Source organism: Yersinia sp. 2542 StPb PI (genome assembly GCF_048593855.1).
Taxonomy (GTDB): domain Bacteria; phylum Pseudomonadota; class Gammaproteobacteria; order Enterobacterales; family Enterobacteriaceae; genus Yersinia; species Yersinia enterocolitica_E.
In genome coordinates, this window is record NZ_JAZGQA010000084.1 from 1 (window position 1) to 18,458 (window position 18,458).

An 18,458-nucleotide genomic window follows, 5' to 3' on the forward strand; every position below is an offset into this window, starting at 1 on the left:
TTCCTGTGCTAATTTACGGCGGCTCAACGCTCTTTCTCCAATAACTCGCGATCCGTTTCCAGTTGCTTACGGGTAGAACCCAGCAGTGTGGAGCGGCGCGCCTTGGTGAGAGTCCAGATAATACCGATTATCGCTAGTGCTAATAGCACGGCAGTGGTAGTGCCAAGCGCCATTAAACGATAGGCAGGATCAATACCCCATATGACTAATACCAGCAGACTCATCAACCCGAAAGCGGTAAACAGCAAGGTAATCCCTGCCATCATCAGCAACTGAACCAGTGTTGCTTTTTCCTCTTCCAGCTCAATAGCAGCCAGCCGTACACGGGTTTCAACCATGCCTACCACAATGGTGGCGATACGATGAACAGTATCGAGGACCCCTTTACCGGGGCCCTGAGTGTGAGGAAGCTCAGCCATAATCAGCGGCGAGACAACAGAACGCCTAACACCACGCCGACAGCAGCACCGATGCCTACGCCAGTCCAAGGATTGTCGTGAACATAGGTATCTGCTTTATCAGCAATTTCTTTAGTTTGGGCTGCGATTTTATCGCCGGTTTCGCTCAGACGCTCGCGAGTATCTTTCAACGCGTTTTCCGCTTTGGCTCGCAGCTTTTCTAACTCAGCTTTCGGCTTATCGGTCGAAGTTTGCAGCACTTCTTCCAAAGTATCTGCCAGTGACTTAAGTTCAGCGCGTAAATGTTCAGAGGTTTTATCTTGTGACATGTAATAGCTCCTTAACATAACTGAGGTGAATACATAACGTAGCGAATATTTTACAAGGTTAAAAGGTTAATAATCTTAAATAACCCTGATGAGTCGCCATTCTCGTATTTAAAACCGGAGTTGCTACTTTTGTGCCTGAGCTTGCTTTAACTCAGCTTGTGCTTCCACTAACTTCTTCTGCTGCTTGGTAATTTTGCTAGCATCACCTTTTTGCTGAGCCTCTTTTAACTCTTGCTGACGCTCAGTGACTTTGTGCTGCTTTTGTCTGATTTTTTGTTGTCGTTCGGCCTTTAGGCTCTCCACCGTGCAATTACTCTTTACTTCTTTTAAGGCTGTTTCCAGACCAGCAGCGCGGCGGGTATTGCCATGTTGTTTGGCATAATCTATCTGTTGTTGGATTTCTTTGGCTTTTATATCGCATTCATTGTCTACCGCTGCCTGAGCAACATTACAAAACACGACAATGGGTAAAACCAACAGGAGAGAGTGACGTAACAACATAGTATTGCTTCCTTTTACAGCAAGAGTCAGGGACGAAACAGGTTGCCGTGAATGTCTAAGCATAGCGCTGAATTATGTGATACCCAAGTTTACCACGGGATTTTTTATAGATTAATCAGATATCAGCGGAATAAATGGACGAAAAACAAGAGATGACTACGGGGATTTCGCTCCCCGCAGCAATAATTATCCCACTTTCTGTGGGGTATTTCTGAATGCAGGCAACAGACGCTGACGTTTCTTGGACTCGCTCGAGACAATCACATAACCACTCGGCAAGATATCCTGTAAAACGGCAATGGCTTCTTTCTGCTGTTCTGGGGATTCCAGGCTCACCACCAGGCTATCATCCTCTGGAGTGATGCTTTTTATCCGAATCCCACGTTGATCGAGATGTTGATACAGATAAAACCCATCAGGCAAGGACAACCCCTGTTGGTTAGGTCGAATTTTCAACGCACTTTCTGTGCGCAAAATGATCGGCGTAAACAACAGGGCTGCCAGCAACAACGCTGTAACTGGCAGGATAAGATAGTGCCAGACCGGGCGGCCGAAACGGCCCCTGAGGTTGATCACTCTGGCTTACCTTTATTATTGTCATTGCTATCTGCAACTGGCGGCGTATTTTTTTTGCGCCAAAGCACATATAAAGAACCAAACAAGCCAATCACCAATAGTGCCAGTGGCAATAACATCAGGACGAACATCACTTCGTCTTCATATTTTAGGAATACGGGGGTTTTACCAAAGGCAAAGCCCATGGTTGTCAGGATCAATACCCACAGGAAACCGCTCATCCAGTTGAAGAACTGAAAACGGGCGTTGTTCAGGCCTGAAAGCCCGGCAATAGTTGGCAACAAGGTACGCACAAATGCCAAGAAACGGCCTACCAGTAGGGCTGATAAACCATGGCGATGGAACAAATTATGGGCGCGCTGGTGGTAATGAGCGGGTAGATGAGACAACCAACCCTGTACTACTTTCGTATTCCCCAGCCATCGACCCTGAATATAACTGACCCAGCATCCAAGGCTGGCGGCAGTAGTCAATACCACGAGGGTCACAGGGAAACTCATTGCACCTTTTGCAATCAGTACACCAACCAGAATCAGCAGACTATCGCCCGGTAAAAAGGCTGCTGGCAGCAAGCCATTCTCCAGGAAAAGTATGACAAACAGCAGGATATAAATGGCCCATACCAGAGACGGGTTCGCGAGTGTCTCATAGTCTTGTGCCCATAGAGCATGTAAGAGTTCTTTAATGATATCCATCTGGTATTCCTAAAACGTCATTGTTGTATACCCTTCTTACCTGACGTTGCAGCGGCGCTTTCTTACCCGAATCACTGAGATGCTAATCAATGGGCGGGATTCGTTCGTTTTGCCTGACTGCAATACCAATTACTTTGGGTATATTCGTTAGTTTATAAACACGACTCGCAAAAATAGCGGATGGCTTTTCGTGTTTAAGCGATGGTTTTGATAAATGTGTTAAAAACAAACCAATTCGCTGATATCAATAGGTAAATATACTTCTCGCTGTCACTGCCTGGACAGCTACGACAACTGAGCATCATGGTGGTAGGTAAGCATCCCGCTATATTGAATATTACTCTCTTTCCAGCCACCCACACGATTTTGCTGTGTCGATACATGGAACATCCAATTGGAGTAGTTAAGCAGTGGCAGTGATTGCCTCGGCTGTTTGTATATTTCATCCGCCCGACTGCTGCGAGACATCGGCAGATATGCCCCAGACCATGAATTATTGGCCAACGACGGATTGGCTGAGCCAGTAAACTTGGTGGCACCCAGCCGATTCTTGATGGCCGTTTTTTTGACCGGCAAACCCATCAGACGCAATTGGGAAGAGATGACCTTATTTTGCAAGTGCAGGTAAGGTGAAAATGCACTTACAGATGATGGCGTGTCGCTAACATCGTGGCGGTCATGATAAACAGAACTCAGCGCTGAGAGCGCCATGCCGGATGGGGTAGAATGAGTGGGCGATAGCAGGTTGCCGGAGACCGAACCGGCCCAGCCAGACACTGCAATAAATAGAGCAAACAACCAGCGCATGTATTTGCGTTTCGCTCCCAAAGCACCCAAGTAAAAAAGTGCTGCCACTTTAGCAAAATAGCGGGATATGAAACAGGGAAATATAGAGACCTACTGGGTGTTTATTAAGCAATGGTTTAAAAATAGGCTTGATACTGACGTTTGTTGACAGAAGTCGACATTTACTGACTACAAAGCAGCATAATCAGACCGGGAAGAGAAAGAATAGAATCAGTTTCTCTTCCCATGGCCTGCAACAATCCGGGCAAGGGTCAGCTTTTACTATTCGCGACCATATTGTTATTCATCATCAGATTATCGAGATGAACAACGGGGTTTTCTGTGAATAAATAACGATCCACATTAAATTCAAAATCATCGGTAGTAGCACGAAACAGCATCTGCTTGGTATTTTCCAGATGTTGCCACATAGCAAGTTTACTGGCGTAAGGATCTTTACGCATCAGTGCCTCAAGGATCCTGTCGTGATCTTCGCACCAGCTCTCGATCGATTTATCATCGATATGCTCATGCAATTTGATCCAGTAAGGGTTATGTACCCGCTGGCTCCACATTTTTTCGACAATCGTTGCCATGGCGGTATTTTGGGTGGCCAGAGCAACCTGCACGTGGAATTTCAGATCCCATTGTGAATCACGGAAGCGGTCTTCCTGGCGCGCATGCTTTTGGATCTCGATTAATTGCACGATATCTTGCCGCGTAACCTGAGTGGCGGCAAATTCAGCAATATTACTTTCGATCAACTGGCGGGCCTGTAATAGCTCAAAGGGGCCTGCGGTGGCGAATTCAATGCTGTGGTTGGGCATCACGAGGTGCTTTTGCTGATTCGACATCACGTGGATGCCGGAGCCTTTACGCACTTCGACGTAACCCTCTACTTCCAGCATGATAATCGCTTCACGGACCACGGTGCGGCTGACATTCATCTCTTCTGAAATGTAGCGTTCTGCCGGCAATTTATCCCCCACCGGATAAACACCCGCTTCGATGCGCTGCTTTAACTCTGCGGCTAACTGCTGGTACAACCGTCTGGTTTCTGTGAATTCCATGATTAAGGCTCTTGGGATCAATTGAGGCAGCAAATTTTGCGGCTCATTTTGTCTGGAAGGCATGATATCCCGAAGGAGATACAATTGGACTTGTTATACCACTTATCCCTATTGGGTTCTAGTCATTGCTATCACAGTTGTGATGGAAAATACGCCCTAAACCCAGGGCAAAGAAGAAGTAAAAAGCCCGGTAAATGATTACCGGGCTGGAGTCGAACCAATGGCTCAATAATGACTAGTCAGATTAGTTCTGTCCGGCAGGTGCCTGTTGTATCGGATCGATTGCAGGTTCAACCGCCGGGCGGTTTTGCAGTACCGTCCAGATAACCACTACTGCTAACACATCAAATACCGCCAGTGCAGCAAACAGAGGGCTGAAGCCCATGGTGTCTGCCAACGCACCCACCACCAGAGCGAACATGGTACTGGCAGTCCAGGCCGCCATACCGGTTAACCCGTTGGCTGTGGCCACTTCGTTACGACCAAATACGTCGGAAGATAGCGTAATCAGTGCGCCGGACAGGGATTGGTGAGCAAAGCCCCCAACACACAGCAGTGCGATAGCAGCATAAGGGCTAGTGAACAGGCCGATAGTCCCCGGTGCAATCATTAACAGGCCACCCATTGTTACCACCAACTTACGGGAAACAATCAGGTTAACTTTGAAGTGTTTCTGGAACAACGGCGGCAGGTAGCCACCCAAAATACAGCCCAGGTCGGCAAACAGCATTGGCATCCAGGCGAACATGGCGATTTCTTTCAGGTTAAAGCCATAGGCTTTAAACATGAATAGCGGGATCCAAGCGTTAAATGTCCCCCAGGCTGGTTCTGCCAAGAAACGCGGGATCGCAATGCCCCAGAACTGACGGTTACGGATAATCTGCAATGCAGACATCTTTTTAGCGTTAGCAGTGGAGTGCTGTGCTTCCTGACCACTGAGGATGTATTCACGTTCTTCATCAGTCAGTTTTTTCTGGTCTTTCGGGTGTTTGTAGAGGATTAACCAGGCAATAGCCCAAATCAGACTGAGCACACCGGTGATGATAAATGCCATCTGCCAACTGTGCATCACGATAGCCCACACCACTAGTGGTGGTGCAATCATGCCGCCGATAGAGGAACCGACGTTAAAATAACCTACAGCAATGGACCGTTCTTTTGCCGGGAACCATTCGCTACTGGCCTTCAGGCCAGCTGGGATCATAGCAGCCTCTGCCATACCTACCGCACCACGAGCGATAGCTAAACCGCCCCAACTGCTGGCCAACGCGGTACTCATACAGAAGATGGCCCACATAATGGCAAACATGGCATAGCCCACTTTGGTGCCCATCACATCCAGAACATAACCGGCTACCGGTTGCATCAGGGTGTAAGCAGCAGAATAAGCGGCAATGATGTAAGAGTATTGCTGTGTCGTGATATGTAACTGCTCTTGCAACGTCGGTGCGGCAACCGCAATAGCATTACGTGTTAAGTAACCCAATATGGTGCCGACGGTGACCAAAGCGATCATGTACCAGCGTAAGCCTTTAATTTTACGCATCATTTATAACTTTCTCCCAGTCTAAGATTACTGCTATGAAGCGCGACCTGTAGCGGCGTTTCATGGCGCAATTTGGTCCAACCTACATCGCTGTGCATGTGGTGGTACCCGACCCTGCTTAATTGACGTTACAGCGGTGTTAGCTGCTCTCATTCCCCCGCATCACTGACTGGAATCAGTTTTGCCGGATTCACTCGTTTGCCGCCGACCTGTAACACCAATTACGTTGGGTCATACCTTCTTATTGGCGTTGAGGCTACGTGCTGTCACGAGCTTCAACTGCTTTGGGTATCCCTTCCTATTGAGAGCAACTGTGCTGTAGCTGCTCTCATTCTTGCTTGTGTCTTCCCGCTTGGGTCAAATCAGCGCATTTGATAGAGCAATGCGGATGAGATGACTGAGGGCGACGCAACAATAACTTGTCATACAGATTTAAAAGTTGAGTGATATCACAAAAACCACTTTTCAATTAGGGAATAATAGAACCCGACAGACTTAGTGCCGCAAGGGGCTAAATAGATTATAAATGTTGAGTATTTGTTCTTTTTGTTAGGTTTTTGCGATCTCTATCGATAAAAAAATGCTGGACGATAGATGAAATTGGTGTGATAACTTCGCGATAACAGAGAGCAGTGCTCTAAGATGTACTCAAGTGAGGAACCTAATATGTCGCAGTTTTTGACCGAAGACTTTTTGCTGGACACCGAATTCGCCCGTCGTCTGTATCATGACTACGCAAAAGATCAGCCGATCTTTGATTATCATTGCCATTTACCCCCTGAACAGATCGCAGAAAACTACCGCTTTAAGAATCTGTATGACATCTGGTTGAAAGGTGACCACTATAAATGGCGTGCTATGCGGACTAATGGTGTAGCAGAACGTTTGTGTACCGGCGATGCCAGTGATCGTGAGAAGTTCGAAGCTTGGGCTGCAACGGTTCCGCATACTATTGGTAACCCACTGTATCACTGGACTCATCTTGAATTGCGCCGTCCATTTGGTATTACAGGTAAGTTATTATCTCCTGCAACGTCAGAAGAGATCTGGCAACGCGGTAACGAATTACTGGCTCAGGACAGTTTCTCTGCGCGCGGCATTATGCAGCAGATGAATGTAAAAATGGTCGGTACCACTGATGACCCGATTGATGACCTGCGCCACCATAAAGCTATTGCTGCTGATGGCAGTTTCAACATCAAAGTGTTGCCAAGCTGGCGTCCAGATAAAGCCTTCAACATTGAAGCCGCTGGTTTTAACGACTACATGCAGCGCTTGGAAGCTGCCGCTGATACCTCTATCAGCCGCTTTGCCGATCTGTGCACGGCACTGAACAAACGGATGGACCACTTTGCCGCGCACGGCTGTAAAGTATCGGATCATGCCTTGGACGTCGTGGTCTACGGTGAAGCAGATGAAGCCACGTTGGATGCGATTCTGGCGCGCCGTCTGGCCGGTAATCAGCCCACGACTGAAGAGATCGCCCAGTTTAAAACCGCAGTGTTGCTATTCCTGTCTGGCGAATATCACCGCCGTGAATGGGTGCAGCAGTACCACATCGGCGCTCTGCGTAACAATAACAGCCGCATGTTTAACCTGGTGGGGCCGGATATCGGTTTTGACTCCATCAATGACCAACCACTGGCGCAGCCACTGTCCCGTCTGTTGGATGCTCAGGGCCTGCGTAATGCATTACCAAAAACCATCCTTTACTGCCTGAACCCACGTGATAACGAAGTTATTGGCACGATGGTTGGCAACTTCCAGGGCGAAGGTGCTGCGGGGAAAATGCAGTTCGGTTCCGGCTGGTGGTTTAACGACCAGAAAGATGGCATGCAACGCCAAATGACCCAACTGGCACAACTTGGTTTGCTAAGCCGCTTCGTTGGCATGCTGACGGATAGCCGCAGCTTCTTGTCTTATACGCGCCATGAATACTTCCGTCGCATCCTGTGCCAGATGATTGGCCGTTGGGTGGAAGATGGCGAAGCTCCGGCAGATATTGAACTGCTGGGTTCAATGGTGAAAAACATCTGTTTCGATAACGCGAAGCAATATTTTGCCATCGAGCTGTAATCGCTTTGAATAACAAATAACAGGGCCGGTTAGCGGCTCTGTATAACTCTAACTCATTATTTATTTAACGCCCGGCTGCACTGCGGTAAAGACCTTCTCTACAAAGAAAGGATTGCCTGCAAAGCACGGACTGTCAGTAATGCCGGTCCATGGCTGTATGCGTTATGAGGTGAACCCTGATGCAAACTCTAAACCGTCGTGACTTTCCCGGCCGTAGCCACCCAGACAAGATTATTCAATTTGGCGAAGGTAACTTCCTGCGTGCTTTTGTTGACTGGCAGATTGATTTACTCAATGAACACACCGATCTGAATGCCGGGATCGTGGTGATCCGCCCGATCGATACTGATTTTCCACCGTCACTCAGTACTCAGGATGGTCTGTACACTGCGGTGATCCGTGGTTTGAATGAGCAGGGCGAAGCGGTGCGTGAATCCCGCCTGATCCGCTCGGTTAACCGTGAGATCAATATTTACCGTCAGTTCGATGAATATTTGGCGCTGGCCCGCGATGCCAATATCCGCTTTATGTTCTCAAATACCACCGAAGCGGGTATTGCCTGGAATGAAGCCGACCAATTCAGTGACGCACCACCAAGCTCTTTCCCGGCTAAATTGACCCGTTTACTGTTTGAACGTTTCGAGCATTTTGCCGGTGCCGCAGATAAAGGTTGGGTGTTACTGCCTTGTGAACTGATTGATTACAATGGTGAAGCACTGCGCGAACTGGTGTTGCGTTATGCCAGTCACTGGCAGTTACCTGCCGCTTTCACCCAGTGGTTAACTGAAAACAATACTTTCTGTTCAACGCTGGTTGACCGCATCGTTACAGGCTATCCGCGTGATGAAGTGGCTGCCTTACAGACCGAACTGGGTTATCAGGACAGCTTCCTGGATACCGCAGAATACTTCTATCTGTTTGTTATTCAAGGGCCAAAAGAACTGGCTCAGGAACTGCGCCTCGACCAGCTTGAGCTGAACGTGCGTATCGTTGATGACATCAAACCCTATAAAGAACGCAAAGTTGCCATTCTGAACGGCGCACACACCGCGCTGGTACCCGTGGCATACCTCTCTGGGCTGGACACCGTCGGCCAGACGATGGATGACGCACAAATCAGCAGCTTTGTAGAGAAAACCATTACCGAAGAGATTGTACCGGTATTGGATTTACCAGAAGACGAATTATTGTCGTTCTCGCAAGCGGTATTAAGCCGGTTCCGCAATCCGTTCATTCAGCATCAGCTGCTGTCTATCGCCTTGAATGGTATGACTAAATTCCGTACGCGTATTTTGCCACAGTTGCTAACCTACCAGCAGCAGCAAGGCAAGTTACCACCGCGTCTGACCTTTGCTCTGGCAGCCCTTATCGCCTTTTACCGTGGTGAGCGTGAGGGTCAAACTTACCCGTTGCAGGATGATGCTCACTGGTTGGAACGCTATTCAACCTTGTGGAGTGGTGTAAAACACAGTGATATCACTCTGGCTGAGTTAGTTAACAGCGTACTGTCTGATGCGACCCATTGGGGGCAGGATTTGACCGCCGTTCCACAACTGGCCAACCAGGTGACAGAGCAACTGCAAACAATCATTGATCGTGGCATGAGAGCTGCGGTAGCGGCCTATAGCTAAAGGTTTAACTATGCAAAGTATTATAAAAATTCACCCGCTGGATAATGTTGCTGTCGCACTGCAAGACCTGGCCGCAGATGAAGTCATTGAAACCGGTGAGCTCAGCGTTAAGCTGGCTCAGCCGGTGGCCCGTGGCCATAAGTTTGCTTTAACAGCGATCGAACCGGGTCAGATGATCGTTAAGTATGGTTTGCCGATTGGCCATGCATTAATTCTCATCCAACCGGGCGAACATATTCATTCGCAAAATGCCAAGACTAACCTCAGTGATCTGGATGAGTATCAATATCAGCCGGAATTCAGTGACCTGCCACCACAAATGGCGGATCGTGAGGTGCAAATCTACCGTCGTGCTAATGGTAATGTGGGGATTCGCAACGAATTGTGGATAGTGCCGACTGTTGGTTGCGTGAATGGCATCGCCCGCCAAATCCAGCAGCGTTTCCTGAAAGAGACTCAGGATGCAGAAGGTATTGATGGTGTTTATCTGTTCAGCCACCCATTCGGTTGTTCACAACTGGGTCAGGATCATGAAAATACCCGTACCATGCTGCAAAACATGGTACGTCACCCTAACGCGGGGGCGGTGCTGGTGATTGGCCTGGGTTGTGAAAACAATCAGGTAGATGTTTTCCAAACTACGCTGGGCAAGGTTGATGAAGATCGCGTGCACTTTATGGTCTGCCAACAGCAGGATGATGAAGTTGAAGCTGGTTTAGAGCATTTACATGCGCTCTATCAGGTGATGCGTAATGACCAACGGGTGCCGGGCAAACTGAGTGAACTGAAATTTGGTCTGGAATGTGGCGGCTCTGATGGTTTGTCCGGTATTACGGCTAACCCTCTGCTAGGGCGCTTCTCTGACTATGTCATTGCGAATGGCGGAACCTCTGTACTGACCGAAGTACCGGAGATGTTCGGTGCGGAACGTATTCTGATGAGCCGTTGCCGCGATGAAGCAACTTTTGAAAAGACGGTCAGTATGGTCAATGATTTCAAACAGTACTTTATCGCTCACAACCAACCGATTTATGAAAACCCATCACCGGGTAATAAAGCGGGCGGTATCACCACATTGGAAGAGAAATCCCTTGGTTGCACCCAGAAAGCGGGTCAGAGCAAAGTGGTCGATGTACTGAAATATGGCGAGCGCTTGCAACGTCCTGGCTTGAACCTGCTCAGCGCACCGGGTAATGATGCGGTGGCGACCAGTGCGTTGGCGGGTGCTGGCTGCCATATGGTGCTGTTCAGTACCGGTCGTGGCACACCTTACGGTGGTTTTGTACCGACGGTGAAACTGGCAACCAACAGTGAATTGGCAGCGAAAAAGCCACATTGGATTGATTTTGATGCTGGTAAGTTGATTCACGGCACCTCAATGGACACCTTGTTGACTGAGTTTGTCGAGTTGATTGTCGACATTGCCAATGGTAAACCGGCGCGCAATGAAGTGAATGATTTCCGCGAACTGGCGATCTTTAAAAGTGGTGTAACCTTGTAAATAGTATGTCTTTCGAATAATATGAAACGGTGTTTTATTTTTTATAAATAAGCTCCGATACCCAAAGTAATTGGAGTTACAGGTAGGCCGCCCGCGAATAAACCCCGATGAGCTTACTCAGGTAAGTGATTCGGGTGACAAATCTGCTGAGTAAAGGGCAGCTAACAATCCTGTGGCTTCAAGCACGAAGGGGGTTCATTATTAACAGTCAGACTCAGTGCGGGTAACTGCACTTCAGGACTCCCCACCATGACCTTCTATTGGTTTGCTCAATCCATTGGTGTACTGGCATTTTTTGTCGGTATCACCATGTTTTTCAACCGTGATGAGCGGCGTTTCAAACTTCAACTTTCCGCATACAGTGCCATTATTGGTTGCCACTTCTTCCTGATGGGAGCCAGTGCTGCCGGCAGTAGTGCCATGCTTAACGCATTACGTAATCTGGTAGCCGCTAAAACGCGCAGTAATATTGCGATGATGGTTTTTATCATCCTGACGCTGACTTTTGGTATTTGGCGTATGCAACATGCGGTGGAAATATTGCCCATTTTTGGCACGGTAATCAGCACTTGGGCACTGTTTCGCACCCATGGGCTGACCACCCGTTGTGTGATGTGGGTCTCCACCGTCTGCTGGGTTATCCATAACGTATGCTTGGGTTCTATTGGTGGCTCATTAATTGAAGGCAGTTTCTTACTGCTAAACGGTTTTAATATTATCCGTTTCCGCCGCCTGCAACTTAAAGGAATAGACCCTTTCCGGGTTGAGAAGAAAGCGGTAAAAGAAGACGTCGCTCAATAAAACTGGGGGCTGTAATCGCCCCCACGGGTTATGACACTATCCTGATTCAGATGCTTTTACGGTTCGCCAGTGGATCTGGATTAGCCAGTCTGGCATCGTCTGCCTGGCAGGCCGCGGCAGTGAACAGCACATCGGTGGAGGAGTTCAGGGCGGTTTCGGCTGAATCCTGTAACACACCGATAATGAAACCAACCGCGACCACTTGCATTGCTATCTCATTCGGAATGCCAAACATGCTGCAAGCCAATGGGATCAGCAACAGTGAGCCACCGGCAACCCCGGATGCGCCACAGGCACAAATTGCCGCCACCACACTCAACAGCAGGGCAGTGGGCAAATCAACCGGAATACCCAGCGTATGTACCGCCGCCAGTGTCAGCACGGTGATAGTAATTGCCGCACCGGCCATGTTAATGGTGGCACCCAATGGAATGGAGACTGAGTAAGTGTCTTCATTCAGGTTCATCTTCTTACACATTTCCATATTTACTGGAATGTTAGCCGCTGAACTGCGGGTAAAGAAGGCGGTTACACCACTTTCACGCAAGCAGGCAAAGACCAGTGGATATGGGTTACGGCGAATTTTCCAATACACAATCAGTGGGTTTATTACTAATGCCACCAGTAACATACAGCCAATTAATACGATGAGTAGCTGTGCGTAACCCAGTAACACGCCAAAACCCGTTTCTGCCATGGTGGAGGCAACCAAGCCAAAAATACCCAGCGGCGCAAAACGGATAACCACTCGTACCACTTTGGTCACAGCATCAGACATATCATTAATTAAGGCTTTAGTGGTATCCGCAGCATGACGCAAGGCAATACCCAAGCCCACGGCCCAGGCCAGAATGCCGATATAGTTGGCGTTGAGCAGCGCATGAATCGGGTTAGCAATTATGCTGCTCAGCAAGCCTTTCAGTACTTCGACAATCCCACCGGGAGGGGTGATTTCAGCAGTATTGGTCGCCAGAATCAGGGTGGATGGGAACATAAAGCTAACCACCACAGCAATCAATGCGGCTGAAAAGGTACCCAATAGATACAAAAACAGAATAGGGCGGATACTGGTTTTTTGCCCCTGTTTATGGTTGGCAATGGAGGCCATGACCAGCATCAAAACCAATATCGGTGCAACAGCTTTCAATGCGCCAACGAATAATGTACCGAGCAGACCAACGGCTGTAGCGGCAGGGGTAGAGACCACGGCCAAAATGATACCCGCCACTAAACCGACCAATATCTGTTTAACTAAACTGCCACGGGCGATAAACCCGATAAATCCAGATGGTGTCTTTTCCATAGTTTCCAGTGATGCCTCTTCCCAAGTTAAACTTGTCTTATTTTTTTACCCATTTAGCACTCAAACCGGAACGGGGCTGAGCACTTATGTTCACACCTGTAACTTAATATTATTTGTAACTGGGTGTGTTTGCTTTGACAGTATAAGGGAATCTATTGGCGAGGAAAAAGACAATCAGCAAAATCCAATACGGATCAATATTGCATAACATTTTGTTTACATTTATGTGATCGTAATAACATTTGGTGAGTGGCGAAATATACGGGATAAATGCGGGGTTATTACTCCCCCGCATAATAGATTGTAGCGTCAGGCAGCTTACTTGTGGAGGGTTTTATCTGCTGCTAAACGGCGGTCTGCGCGATGATTTACCCAGACATTAATTAACAATGTCAGTGCCAGAATACCGGCTACCACACCTAATGAAATGCCAATAGGGATATGGAACAGGTCAATAATCATCATTTTGATACCGATAAACACCAGAATGACGGATAAACCATACTTCAACATTGAGAAGCGTTCGGCCACATTTGCGAGTAAGAAATACATGGCACGCAGACCTAAAATAGCGAACAGGTTAGAGGTCAACACAATAAAGGGATCGGTGGTCACCGCGAAGATAGCTGGGATGCTGTCAACGGCAAAAATCACATCACTTAGCTCAACCAGAATTAATACCAGCACCAGTGGCGTTGCATAGAGCAGGCCATTTTTACGCACAGTGAAGCGGTCGCCATGTAACTCATCCGTCATGCGTAAGTGATTACGAATCCAGCGAACCAGTGGTTTCTCACCGATGGGAGTATCGTCTTCTTTTGCCAATGCCATTTTGATACCGGTAAACAGCAGGAAGGCACCAAACAGATACAGGATCCAACTGAATTGCGACACCAGCCAACTGCCGGCGAAGATCATAATAGTACGCAGTACAATCGCACCCAGCACACCGTAAATCAGTACCCGGCGCTGCAAATTGGCAGGAACAGCAAAATAGCTAAACAGCATTAACCAAACGAAGACGTTATCTACGGCGAGTGCTTTCTCGATCAAATAGCCGGTCAGGAAGGCAAGTGCTTGCTTGTCGGCGATATCACGCCCCACTGTTTCGGCCAGATACCACCAAAAACCAGCATTAAACAGTAAAGACAAACTAATCCACACCAGCGACCAGCAGGCAGCCTGACGCAGTGTCATGGTTTGCGCGCCACGACGCCCCTGTAGGAGTAAATCGATGGCAAGCATAATCGTCACGATAACAGCAAAACCACCCCACAATAAGGGAGTACCCACGGTATTCATCATTCATAAACCTCTTAAAAACAAAAACGGCCAACGTCGGAAGACGCTAGCCGCTATGTCTGAGCTGCAAGCAAACCTCGCCTTCCGGCAAGGTCTCACTTACAACACCGATAATGTAACAACACCCATAGGTGCTAGTACATAATGAGGTTGCCCGGTAACCGGGTGCTTTCGCACCGTAATGACGGCTGACCGGCAATGAAGTTACTCCCCTTTGCCGCGCAAAAATAATGGAAAACGGGCTGCTGGTCAATCATTGAAAGTAAATTAACTTACAGCCGGTGGTTGGGTATCTGCTGGGAAAATAACCCCAGTCTGGCGGCGAATATCTGTTTGAATACGCGAGGTGAGCAACGACAACTGCAAACCAGCGTGTTCCACCTGTGCATTTTCCACCAAATTGGCAAAAACCTCAGCTTCATACAGCATAGTATTAATATGCTGTGGCAGCGTCAGATCCACCGAATGGCCCCCTCTTGGGGTAAAGGCGATAGACAGACATTCAGAGATACTTTCAATAATCAGCGAACCATCCTCCCCCTGAATTTCACTGGGGATATCCGATTGGCTGACTTTTGAATGGATGAGAACCACATCAAAATCGCCATAATTCATACAGACGGTGCCGTGGGCATCGACCCCACTGGGGAGCAAACTGGCGCTGGCCAGTACTGACTTCGGCTCGCCCCATAATGCCAGTGCGCTAGCCAAACAGTAGTAACCAATATCCATGATCGAGCCATTAGAAAAGGCTGGGTTAAAGGTGTTGGGATTTTCGCCGTTCAGATAGCGCTGGTAACGTGATGAATATTGGCAGAAGTTAATGGTGACTTTACGTAATTTTCCCACCTTGGGCAGTGCCTGCTTTAACTGAATAAAGTTAGGCAGATAGGCAGTTTTAAAAGCTTCAAATAGCACGACCTGATGTTCGCGGGCACAGGCAACCAGCGCTTCGACTTCAGCCAGATTTGATGCCAGCGATTTCTCGCAAATAACGTGTTTTTTATGGCTGAGGAACAATCTTGCCTGGGGATAATGTAGGGAGTTCGGGCTGGCAATATACACCGCATCAATCTGGTCACTCGTCGCCAAGGCTTCCAGATTATCAAAGCAGTCAGTAACGTTGTAATCATCGCCAAACTCTTGGGCCTGTTCCAGCTTACGGGAGTAAACGGCAACCAGTTTCATCTTGCCACTTTCGTGGGCGGCATCAACAAAGCGTGCGGTGATCCAATTAGTGCCAATAACAGCGAAGCGAATCATAGTGAACTCCGTTACTACAGAAGAAAAACACGTTGAACCGCCAGATGGTTACACCCACAGGGGATTTTCTTGGCGAATTCCCTTCGTACTTGACGTTACAGGGGGCGCTATGTTCACTTGCTTGCCGCCTGTCTGCCCCTTGAAATCTATTCGGTATGGCTTTGTAAATCAAATACTAATAAATCGCACCAAACAGATCCAAATGAGTCAGATAGAGGCGAGTGTCAAACTCTAACTGATGATATTGCGGCTCCATATGGCAGCACAAACTATAGAATGCTTTGTTGTGATCTTTCTCTTTCAAATGCGCCAATTCATGAACCACTATCATTTTTAGGAAGGCTTCTGGCGCGTTTTTAAACACAGTGGCGACCCGAATCTCTGCTTTTGCTTTCAATTTGCCACCTTGCACCCTGGAAATTGCGGTATGCAGGCCGAGAGCATGCTTCATCACCTGAATTTTACTGTCGTAGGCCACTTTACTTAACGGCTGAGCGTTGCGTAGATACTGGTTTTTTAAATCAACCGTGTATTGATACAACATCTTATCCGTATTGTAATCATGGGATTGTGGATAGCGCTGACGTAATACATTCCCCAGACGCTGTTCGGTGATGAGTTGGCGTACCTGAGACTGTAAGTTTTCGGGATAACCTTGCAGATAAGTTAGTTCCTGCATATGTATTTGCTCTGGCTAAGTTAGTCAATCAATTGATAGCGGATATGGGCCGATAATAACGTTTTCCCATCGTTTAGACAAAATCCTATTGTGCAGTTGGGCCAAATCTAATGACTTAAATAAAAAGTACCAATACCAGCATCACGTTACACTTTGCTGGTACTGGTTTTTAGTTAAGAAATTAGTATCTAACTAATTTAAAATTGGTAATTGATACCCAAAGTCGCTTGGGTATCTGAGTAATTGTGCTTACCTAACTGCTGACCAAGATGGCTCCATAGCTTAAAGTTGTTATTGAACTTGCCCTCAACACCTAGTTTCAACTCAGCAATGTTGTTCATTCCTTGCGGTGTAATATGGGCATCATCCAGTAATAGCCCTTTATTCCCGTTGCTATTTATCCAATTAGCTTCAATGAACGGGTTGATTTTTAAGGTGTTAGTAGTAGATAAAGTATCAGCGCCAAATTCTAGTGTTGTAAGTAATCCTAATTTGGTCGTAACCGTATTGTTCTCTTCCATCTTTATCTGTGGCCCGGTGAGTTCTTTATGTTGCAGCCCACTGCTACGTTGCCACAATACTTTCGCCTTCGGTTGTACAAATAACTTAGCCTTCTCTTTTTCGACCAATTGAATTTTGTAACCTGTTTCTAACGCTGTGGTGAATATATAAGACTTATAATTCGCACCTGTGACGACTTCTGGTGCCTTAACCTGATTATTAAACATTCCGTATTGCGCAAGTAAGCCAATATAAGGCCCAAGCTGACTGATGTTGTCGGCATTCCAGACGCTATATAACCCTAAGTTATAGCCAACTACAGACCCATTAGCTTGATGCTGAGATGTGGCGGAATTGCTACGACTGCTGGCTTTACCGATACCGGCAGTTATTCCCAGAATTCCTAGATCATGTTCACCGCTGCTCCATTGGCTTATTTTGCCCCCTAACTGAGTTGAATAGCGGGTGCCTTTGGTGTGGAGTTGGTCCTGACCGGAGCTAAAACGGGTTATCGCCCCATTGGTGTTTAACCACATGCCGGTAACTTTTTGCTCGCCCGTCATTGGGTCAGTGTAGGGAGTTTCTCCTTGGCGATGCTGTAGGTCGTCAGTAATAAACATCTGTTGTGCGGCCATTTGGTTGGCAAGATAGCTACCGGCTTGCGGGTTATGGTTAATGATAGGGGGGGATTTGAGAATTGGTTCAGGTACCGGTAGCCTTTTGGGTTTTGGGGCGGGTGGTGTTGCTTTTTTAGGCTTGGTTGTTATCGTTGTTGCTGCCGGCAACGTATCATTATTGCCAATATGATCTTTCACCTTGCTTTGCTGGTGTTCCTGGTGCGCTACCAATGGGTGATGCTGCTGCTCTTCCTCTGGTAGTTGCTGGTACTCCTGTAATTGCAGTTGCAGGTACTCCAGCGGGTACCTATTCTGCAACTGTTTCTCCAACTGGTTGAATTGCGACTGCAGACGCTCACTGTCATCCTCCAACCTCTTTAGCTCTGAGTCGGGCGAATTGAGCTTCAGCGCGATGCGCCTATCCATCTGCTGATCCATCGGCAGATGGCTAATTTGTATACGCTGCTCTTCTTGCTTCATATGCTGTGCCAACATTTGCTGGCCAACTTCTTCCATGTTTTGTGCCAAATACTTAAGGTTTTGGAACATATTCTGCAACTGGGCAGAGTTGGTGTTTATGTTATGTTCAGCCCCTTGCTGTATAGAATGTTTTCTTCTATCGTCATCTGCCCAAGCGGCAGTGCCACTCAATGCCAACAACAGAGCACTGATAGCTTTGGCACAGTTGGATACGCGATATGATTCGTGCTGTGATGATAGGTGGGGCGTAATAGTTAGCTGCGTACTATTATTATGATCCAGATTAATAAAATTTGATGAAGACATTATTGGTTTACCTTCCTGGTAATTGATATTCAAGCCCTGTTATTACGGATGGTATGATTTCCATTCATAAAATTATTTTTGATATGAAAATATAGGC

17 protein-coding genes are annotated in these 18,458 nt (G+C 47.6%); 4 read left to right on the forward strand and 13 right to left on the reverse strand.

Going from position 1 to position 18,458, the window contains the following annotated elements:
* Nucleotides 1-23 precede the first annotated feature (23 nt).
* From V1952_RS12015 to V1952_RS12050, 8 genes are all read right to left on the reverse strand, one after another.
* Nucleotides 24-419, reverse strand: coding sequence for a phage holin family protein (locus tag V1952_RS12015; RefSeq protein WP_083162321.1), 396 nt, complete (start codon nucleotides 417-419; stop codon nucleotides 24-26).
* 2 nt (nucleotides 420-421) lie between these two features.
* Nucleotides 422-727: a DUF883 family protein gene (locus V1952_RS12020; RefSeq protein ID WP_372560455.1), complete on the reverse strand. Its 306-nt coding sequence runs from the start codon at nucleotides 725-727 to the stop codon at nucleotides 422-424.
* Between the two features lie 123 nt (nucleotides 728-850).
* A complete protein-coding gene (locus V1952_RS12025) occupies nucleotides 851-1,228 on the reverse strand; it encodes a DUF1090 domain-containing protein (protein WP_420074802.1) in 378 nt (125 codons plus the stop codon).
* A gap of 186 nt (nucleotides 1,229-1,414) precedes the next feature.
* Nucleotides 1,415-1,804 carry an EnvZ/OmpR regulon moderator MzrA gene (mzrA, locus tag V1952_RS12030; protein ID WP_372560457.1) on the reverse strand — a complete coding sequence of 130 codons (390 nt, stop codon included), beginning with the start codon at nucleotides 1,802-1,804 and terminating at the stop codon, nucleotides 1,415-1,417.
* A complete protein-coding gene (locus tag V1952_RS12035) occupies nucleotides 1,801-2,499 on the reverse strand; it encodes a DedA family protein (protein WP_083162324.1) in 699 nt (232 codons plus the stop codon). The genes mzrA and V1952_RS12035 overlap by 4 nt, the downstream gene beginning before the upstream one ends.
* Nucleotides 2,500-2,784: 285 nt before the next feature.
* Nucleotides 2,785-3,306 (reverse strand): hypothetical protein, encoded by a 522-nt coding sequence (locus V1952_RS12040; RefSeq protein WP_372560458.1) that lies wholly within the window; start codon nucleotides 3,304-3,306, stop codon nucleotides 2,785-2,787.
* A 251-nt stretch (nucleotides 3,307-3,557) separates the two neighbouring features.
* Complete coding sequence (gene exuR, locus V1952_RS12045) at nucleotides 3,558-4,355, reverse strand: transcriptional regulator ExuR (RefSeq protein WP_083162325.1); 798 nt, start codon at nucleotides 4,353-4,355, stop codon at nucleotides 3,558-3,560.
* 244 nt (nucleotides 4,356-4,599) lie between these two features.
* Nucleotides 4,600-5,904 carry an MFS transporter gene (locus tag V1952_RS12050; protein WP_083162326.1) on the reverse strand — a complete coding sequence of 435 codons (1,305 nt, stop codon included), beginning with the start codon at nucleotides 5,902-5,904 and terminating at the stop codon, nucleotides 4,600-4,602.
* 663 nt (nucleotides 5,905-6,567) lie between these two features.
* On the opposite strand from V1952_RS12050, the gene uxaC reads away from it, so the two are divergent.
* From uxaC to V1952_RS12070, 4 genes are all read left to right on the forward strand, one after another.
* Nucleotides 6,568-7,977 carry a glucuronate isomerase gene (gene uxaC, locus V1952_RS12055; RefSeq protein ID WP_372560459.1) on the forward strand — a complete coding sequence of 470 codons (1,410 nt, stop codon included), beginning with the start codon at nucleotides 6,568-6,570 and terminating at the stop codon, nucleotides 7,975-7,977.
* A gap of 179 nt (nucleotides 7,978-8,156) precedes the next feature.
* Nucleotides 8,157-9,608: a tagaturonate reductase gene (locus V1952_RS12060; RefSeq protein ID WP_372560460.1), complete on the forward strand. Its 1,452-nt coding sequence runs from the start codon at nucleotides 8,157-8,159 to the stop codon at nucleotides 9,606-9,608.
* A gap of 10 nt (nucleotides 9,609-9,618) precedes the next feature.
* Nucleotides 9,619-11,109, forward strand: coding sequence for a UxaA family hydrolase (locus V1952_RS12065; protein ID WP_083162332.1), 1,491 nt, complete (start codon nucleotides 9,619-9,621; stop codon nucleotides 11,107-11,109).
* Between the two features lie 249 nt (nucleotides 11,110-11,358).
* Nucleotides 11,359-11,910 (forward strand): YgjV family protein, encoded by a 552-nt coding sequence (locus V1952_RS12070; protein WP_420074803.1) that lies wholly within the window; start codon nucleotides 11,359-11,361, stop codon nucleotides 11,908-11,910.
* Between the two features lie 46 nt (nucleotides 11,911-11,956).
* Here the strand turns inward: V1952_RS12070 and sstT are convergent, their stop codons facing one another.
* The 5 genes from sstT to V1952_RS12095 form a co-directional block, all read right to left on the reverse strand.
* A complete protein-coding gene (gene sstT, locus V1952_RS12075) occupies nucleotides 11,957-13,213 on the reverse strand; it encodes a serine/threonine transporter SstT (protein WP_372560461.1) in 1,257 nt (418 codons plus the stop codon).
* A 318-nt stretch (nucleotides 13,214-13,531) separates the two neighbouring features.
* Entirely contained in the window at nucleotides 13,532-14,518 is a 987-nt protein-coding gene (locus tag V1952_RS12080) for a TerC family protein (protein WP_372560462.1), read from the reverse strand.
* Between the two features lie 264 nt (nucleotides 14,519-14,782).
* Nucleotides 14,783-15,778: a Gfo/Idh/MocA family protein gene (locus tag V1952_RS12085; RefSeq protein ID WP_083162340.1), complete on the reverse strand. Its 996-nt coding sequence runs from the start codon at nucleotides 15,776-15,778 to the stop codon at nucleotides 14,783-14,785.
* Nucleotides 15,779-15,953: 175 nt separating this feature from the next.
* On the reverse strand, nucleotides 15,954-16,457 hold the full coding sequence (locus tag V1952_RS12090; protein ID WP_005192896.1) for a M48 family metallopeptidase: 504 nt from the start codon (nucleotides 16,455-16,457) through the stop codon (nucleotides 15,954-15,956).
* Nucleotides 16,458-16,654: 197 nt separating this feature from the next.
* A complete protein-coding gene (locus tag V1952_RS12095; protein WP_420074804.1) occupies nucleotides 16,655-18,361 on the reverse strand; it encodes an autotransporter outer membrane beta-barrel domain-containing protein in 1,707 nt (568 codons plus the stop codon).
* Between the last annotated feature and the right edge of the window lie 97 nt (nucleotides 18,362-18,458).

What these genes read in the sequence shown, in the direction of transcription:
- V1952_RS12090 (WP_005192896.1), bottom strand. Translation starts at nt 16,457, where the DNA reads ATGCAGGAACTAACTTATCTGCAAGGTTATCCCGAAAACTTACAGTCT.
- V1952_RS12020 (WP_372560455.1), bottom strand. Translation starts at nt 727, where the DNA reads ATGTCACAAGATAAAACCTCTGAACATTTACGCGCTGAACTTAAGTCA.
- V1952_RS12015 (WP_083162321.1), bottom strand. Translation starts at nt 419, where the DNA reads ATGGCTGAGCTTCCTCACACTCAGGGCCCCGGTAAAGGGGTCCTCGAT.
- sstT (WP_372560461.1), bottom strand. Translation starts at nt 13,213, where the DNA reads ATGGAAAAGACACCATCTGGATTTATCGGGTTTATCGCCCGTGGCAGT.
- V1952_RS12035 (WP_083162324.1), bottom strand. Translation starts at nt 2,499, where the DNA reads ATGGATATCATTAAAGAACTCTTACATGCTCTATGGGCACAAGACTAT.
- V1952_RS12085 (WP_083162340.1), bottom strand. Translation starts at nt 15,778, where the DNA reads ATGATTCGCTTCGCTGTTATTGGCACTAATTGGATCACCGCACGCTTT.
- exuR (WP_083162325.1), bottom strand. Translation starts at nt 4,355, where the DNA reads ATGGAATTCACAGAAACCAGACGGTTGTACCAGCAGTTAGCCGCAGAG.
- uxaC (WP_372560459.1), top strand. Translation starts at nt 6,568, where the DNA reads ATGTCGCAGTTTTTGACCGAAGACTTTTTGCTGGACACCGAATTCGCC.
- V1952_RS12025 (WP_420074802.1), bottom strand. Translation starts at nt 1,228, where the DNA reads ATGTTGTTACGTCACTCTCTCCTGTTGGTTTTACCCATTGTCGTGTTT.
- V1952_RS12095 (WP_420074804.1), bottom strand. Translation starts at nt 18,361, where the DNA reads ATGTCTTCATCAAATTTTATTAATCTGGATCATAATAATAGTACGCAG.
- V1952_RS12070 (WP_420074803.1), top strand. Translation starts at nt 11,359, where the DNA reads ATGACCTTCTATTGGTTTGCTCAATCCATTGGTGTACTGGCATTTTTT.
- V1952_RS12060 (WP_372560460.1), top strand. Translation starts at nt 8,157, where the DNA reads ATGCAAACTCTAAACCGTCGTGACTTTCCCGGCCGTAGCCACCCAGAC.
- V1952_RS12040 (WP_372560458.1), bottom strand. Translation starts at nt 3,306, where the DNA reads ATGCGCTGGTTGTTTGCTCTATTTATTGCAGTGTCTGGCTGGGCCGGT.
- V1952_RS12050 (WP_083162326.1), bottom strand. Translation starts at nt 5,904, where the DNA reads ATGATGCGTAAAATTAAAGGCTTACGCTGGTACATGATCGCTTTGGTC.
- V1952_RS12065 (WP_083162332.1), top strand. Translation starts at nt 9,619, where the DNA reads ATGCAAAGTATTATAAAAATTCACCCGCTGGATAATGTTGCTGTCGCA.
- V1952_RS12080 (WP_372560462.1), bottom strand. Translation starts at nt 14,518, where the DNA reads ATGATGAATACCGTGGGTACTCCCTTATTGTGGGGTGGTTTTGCTGTT.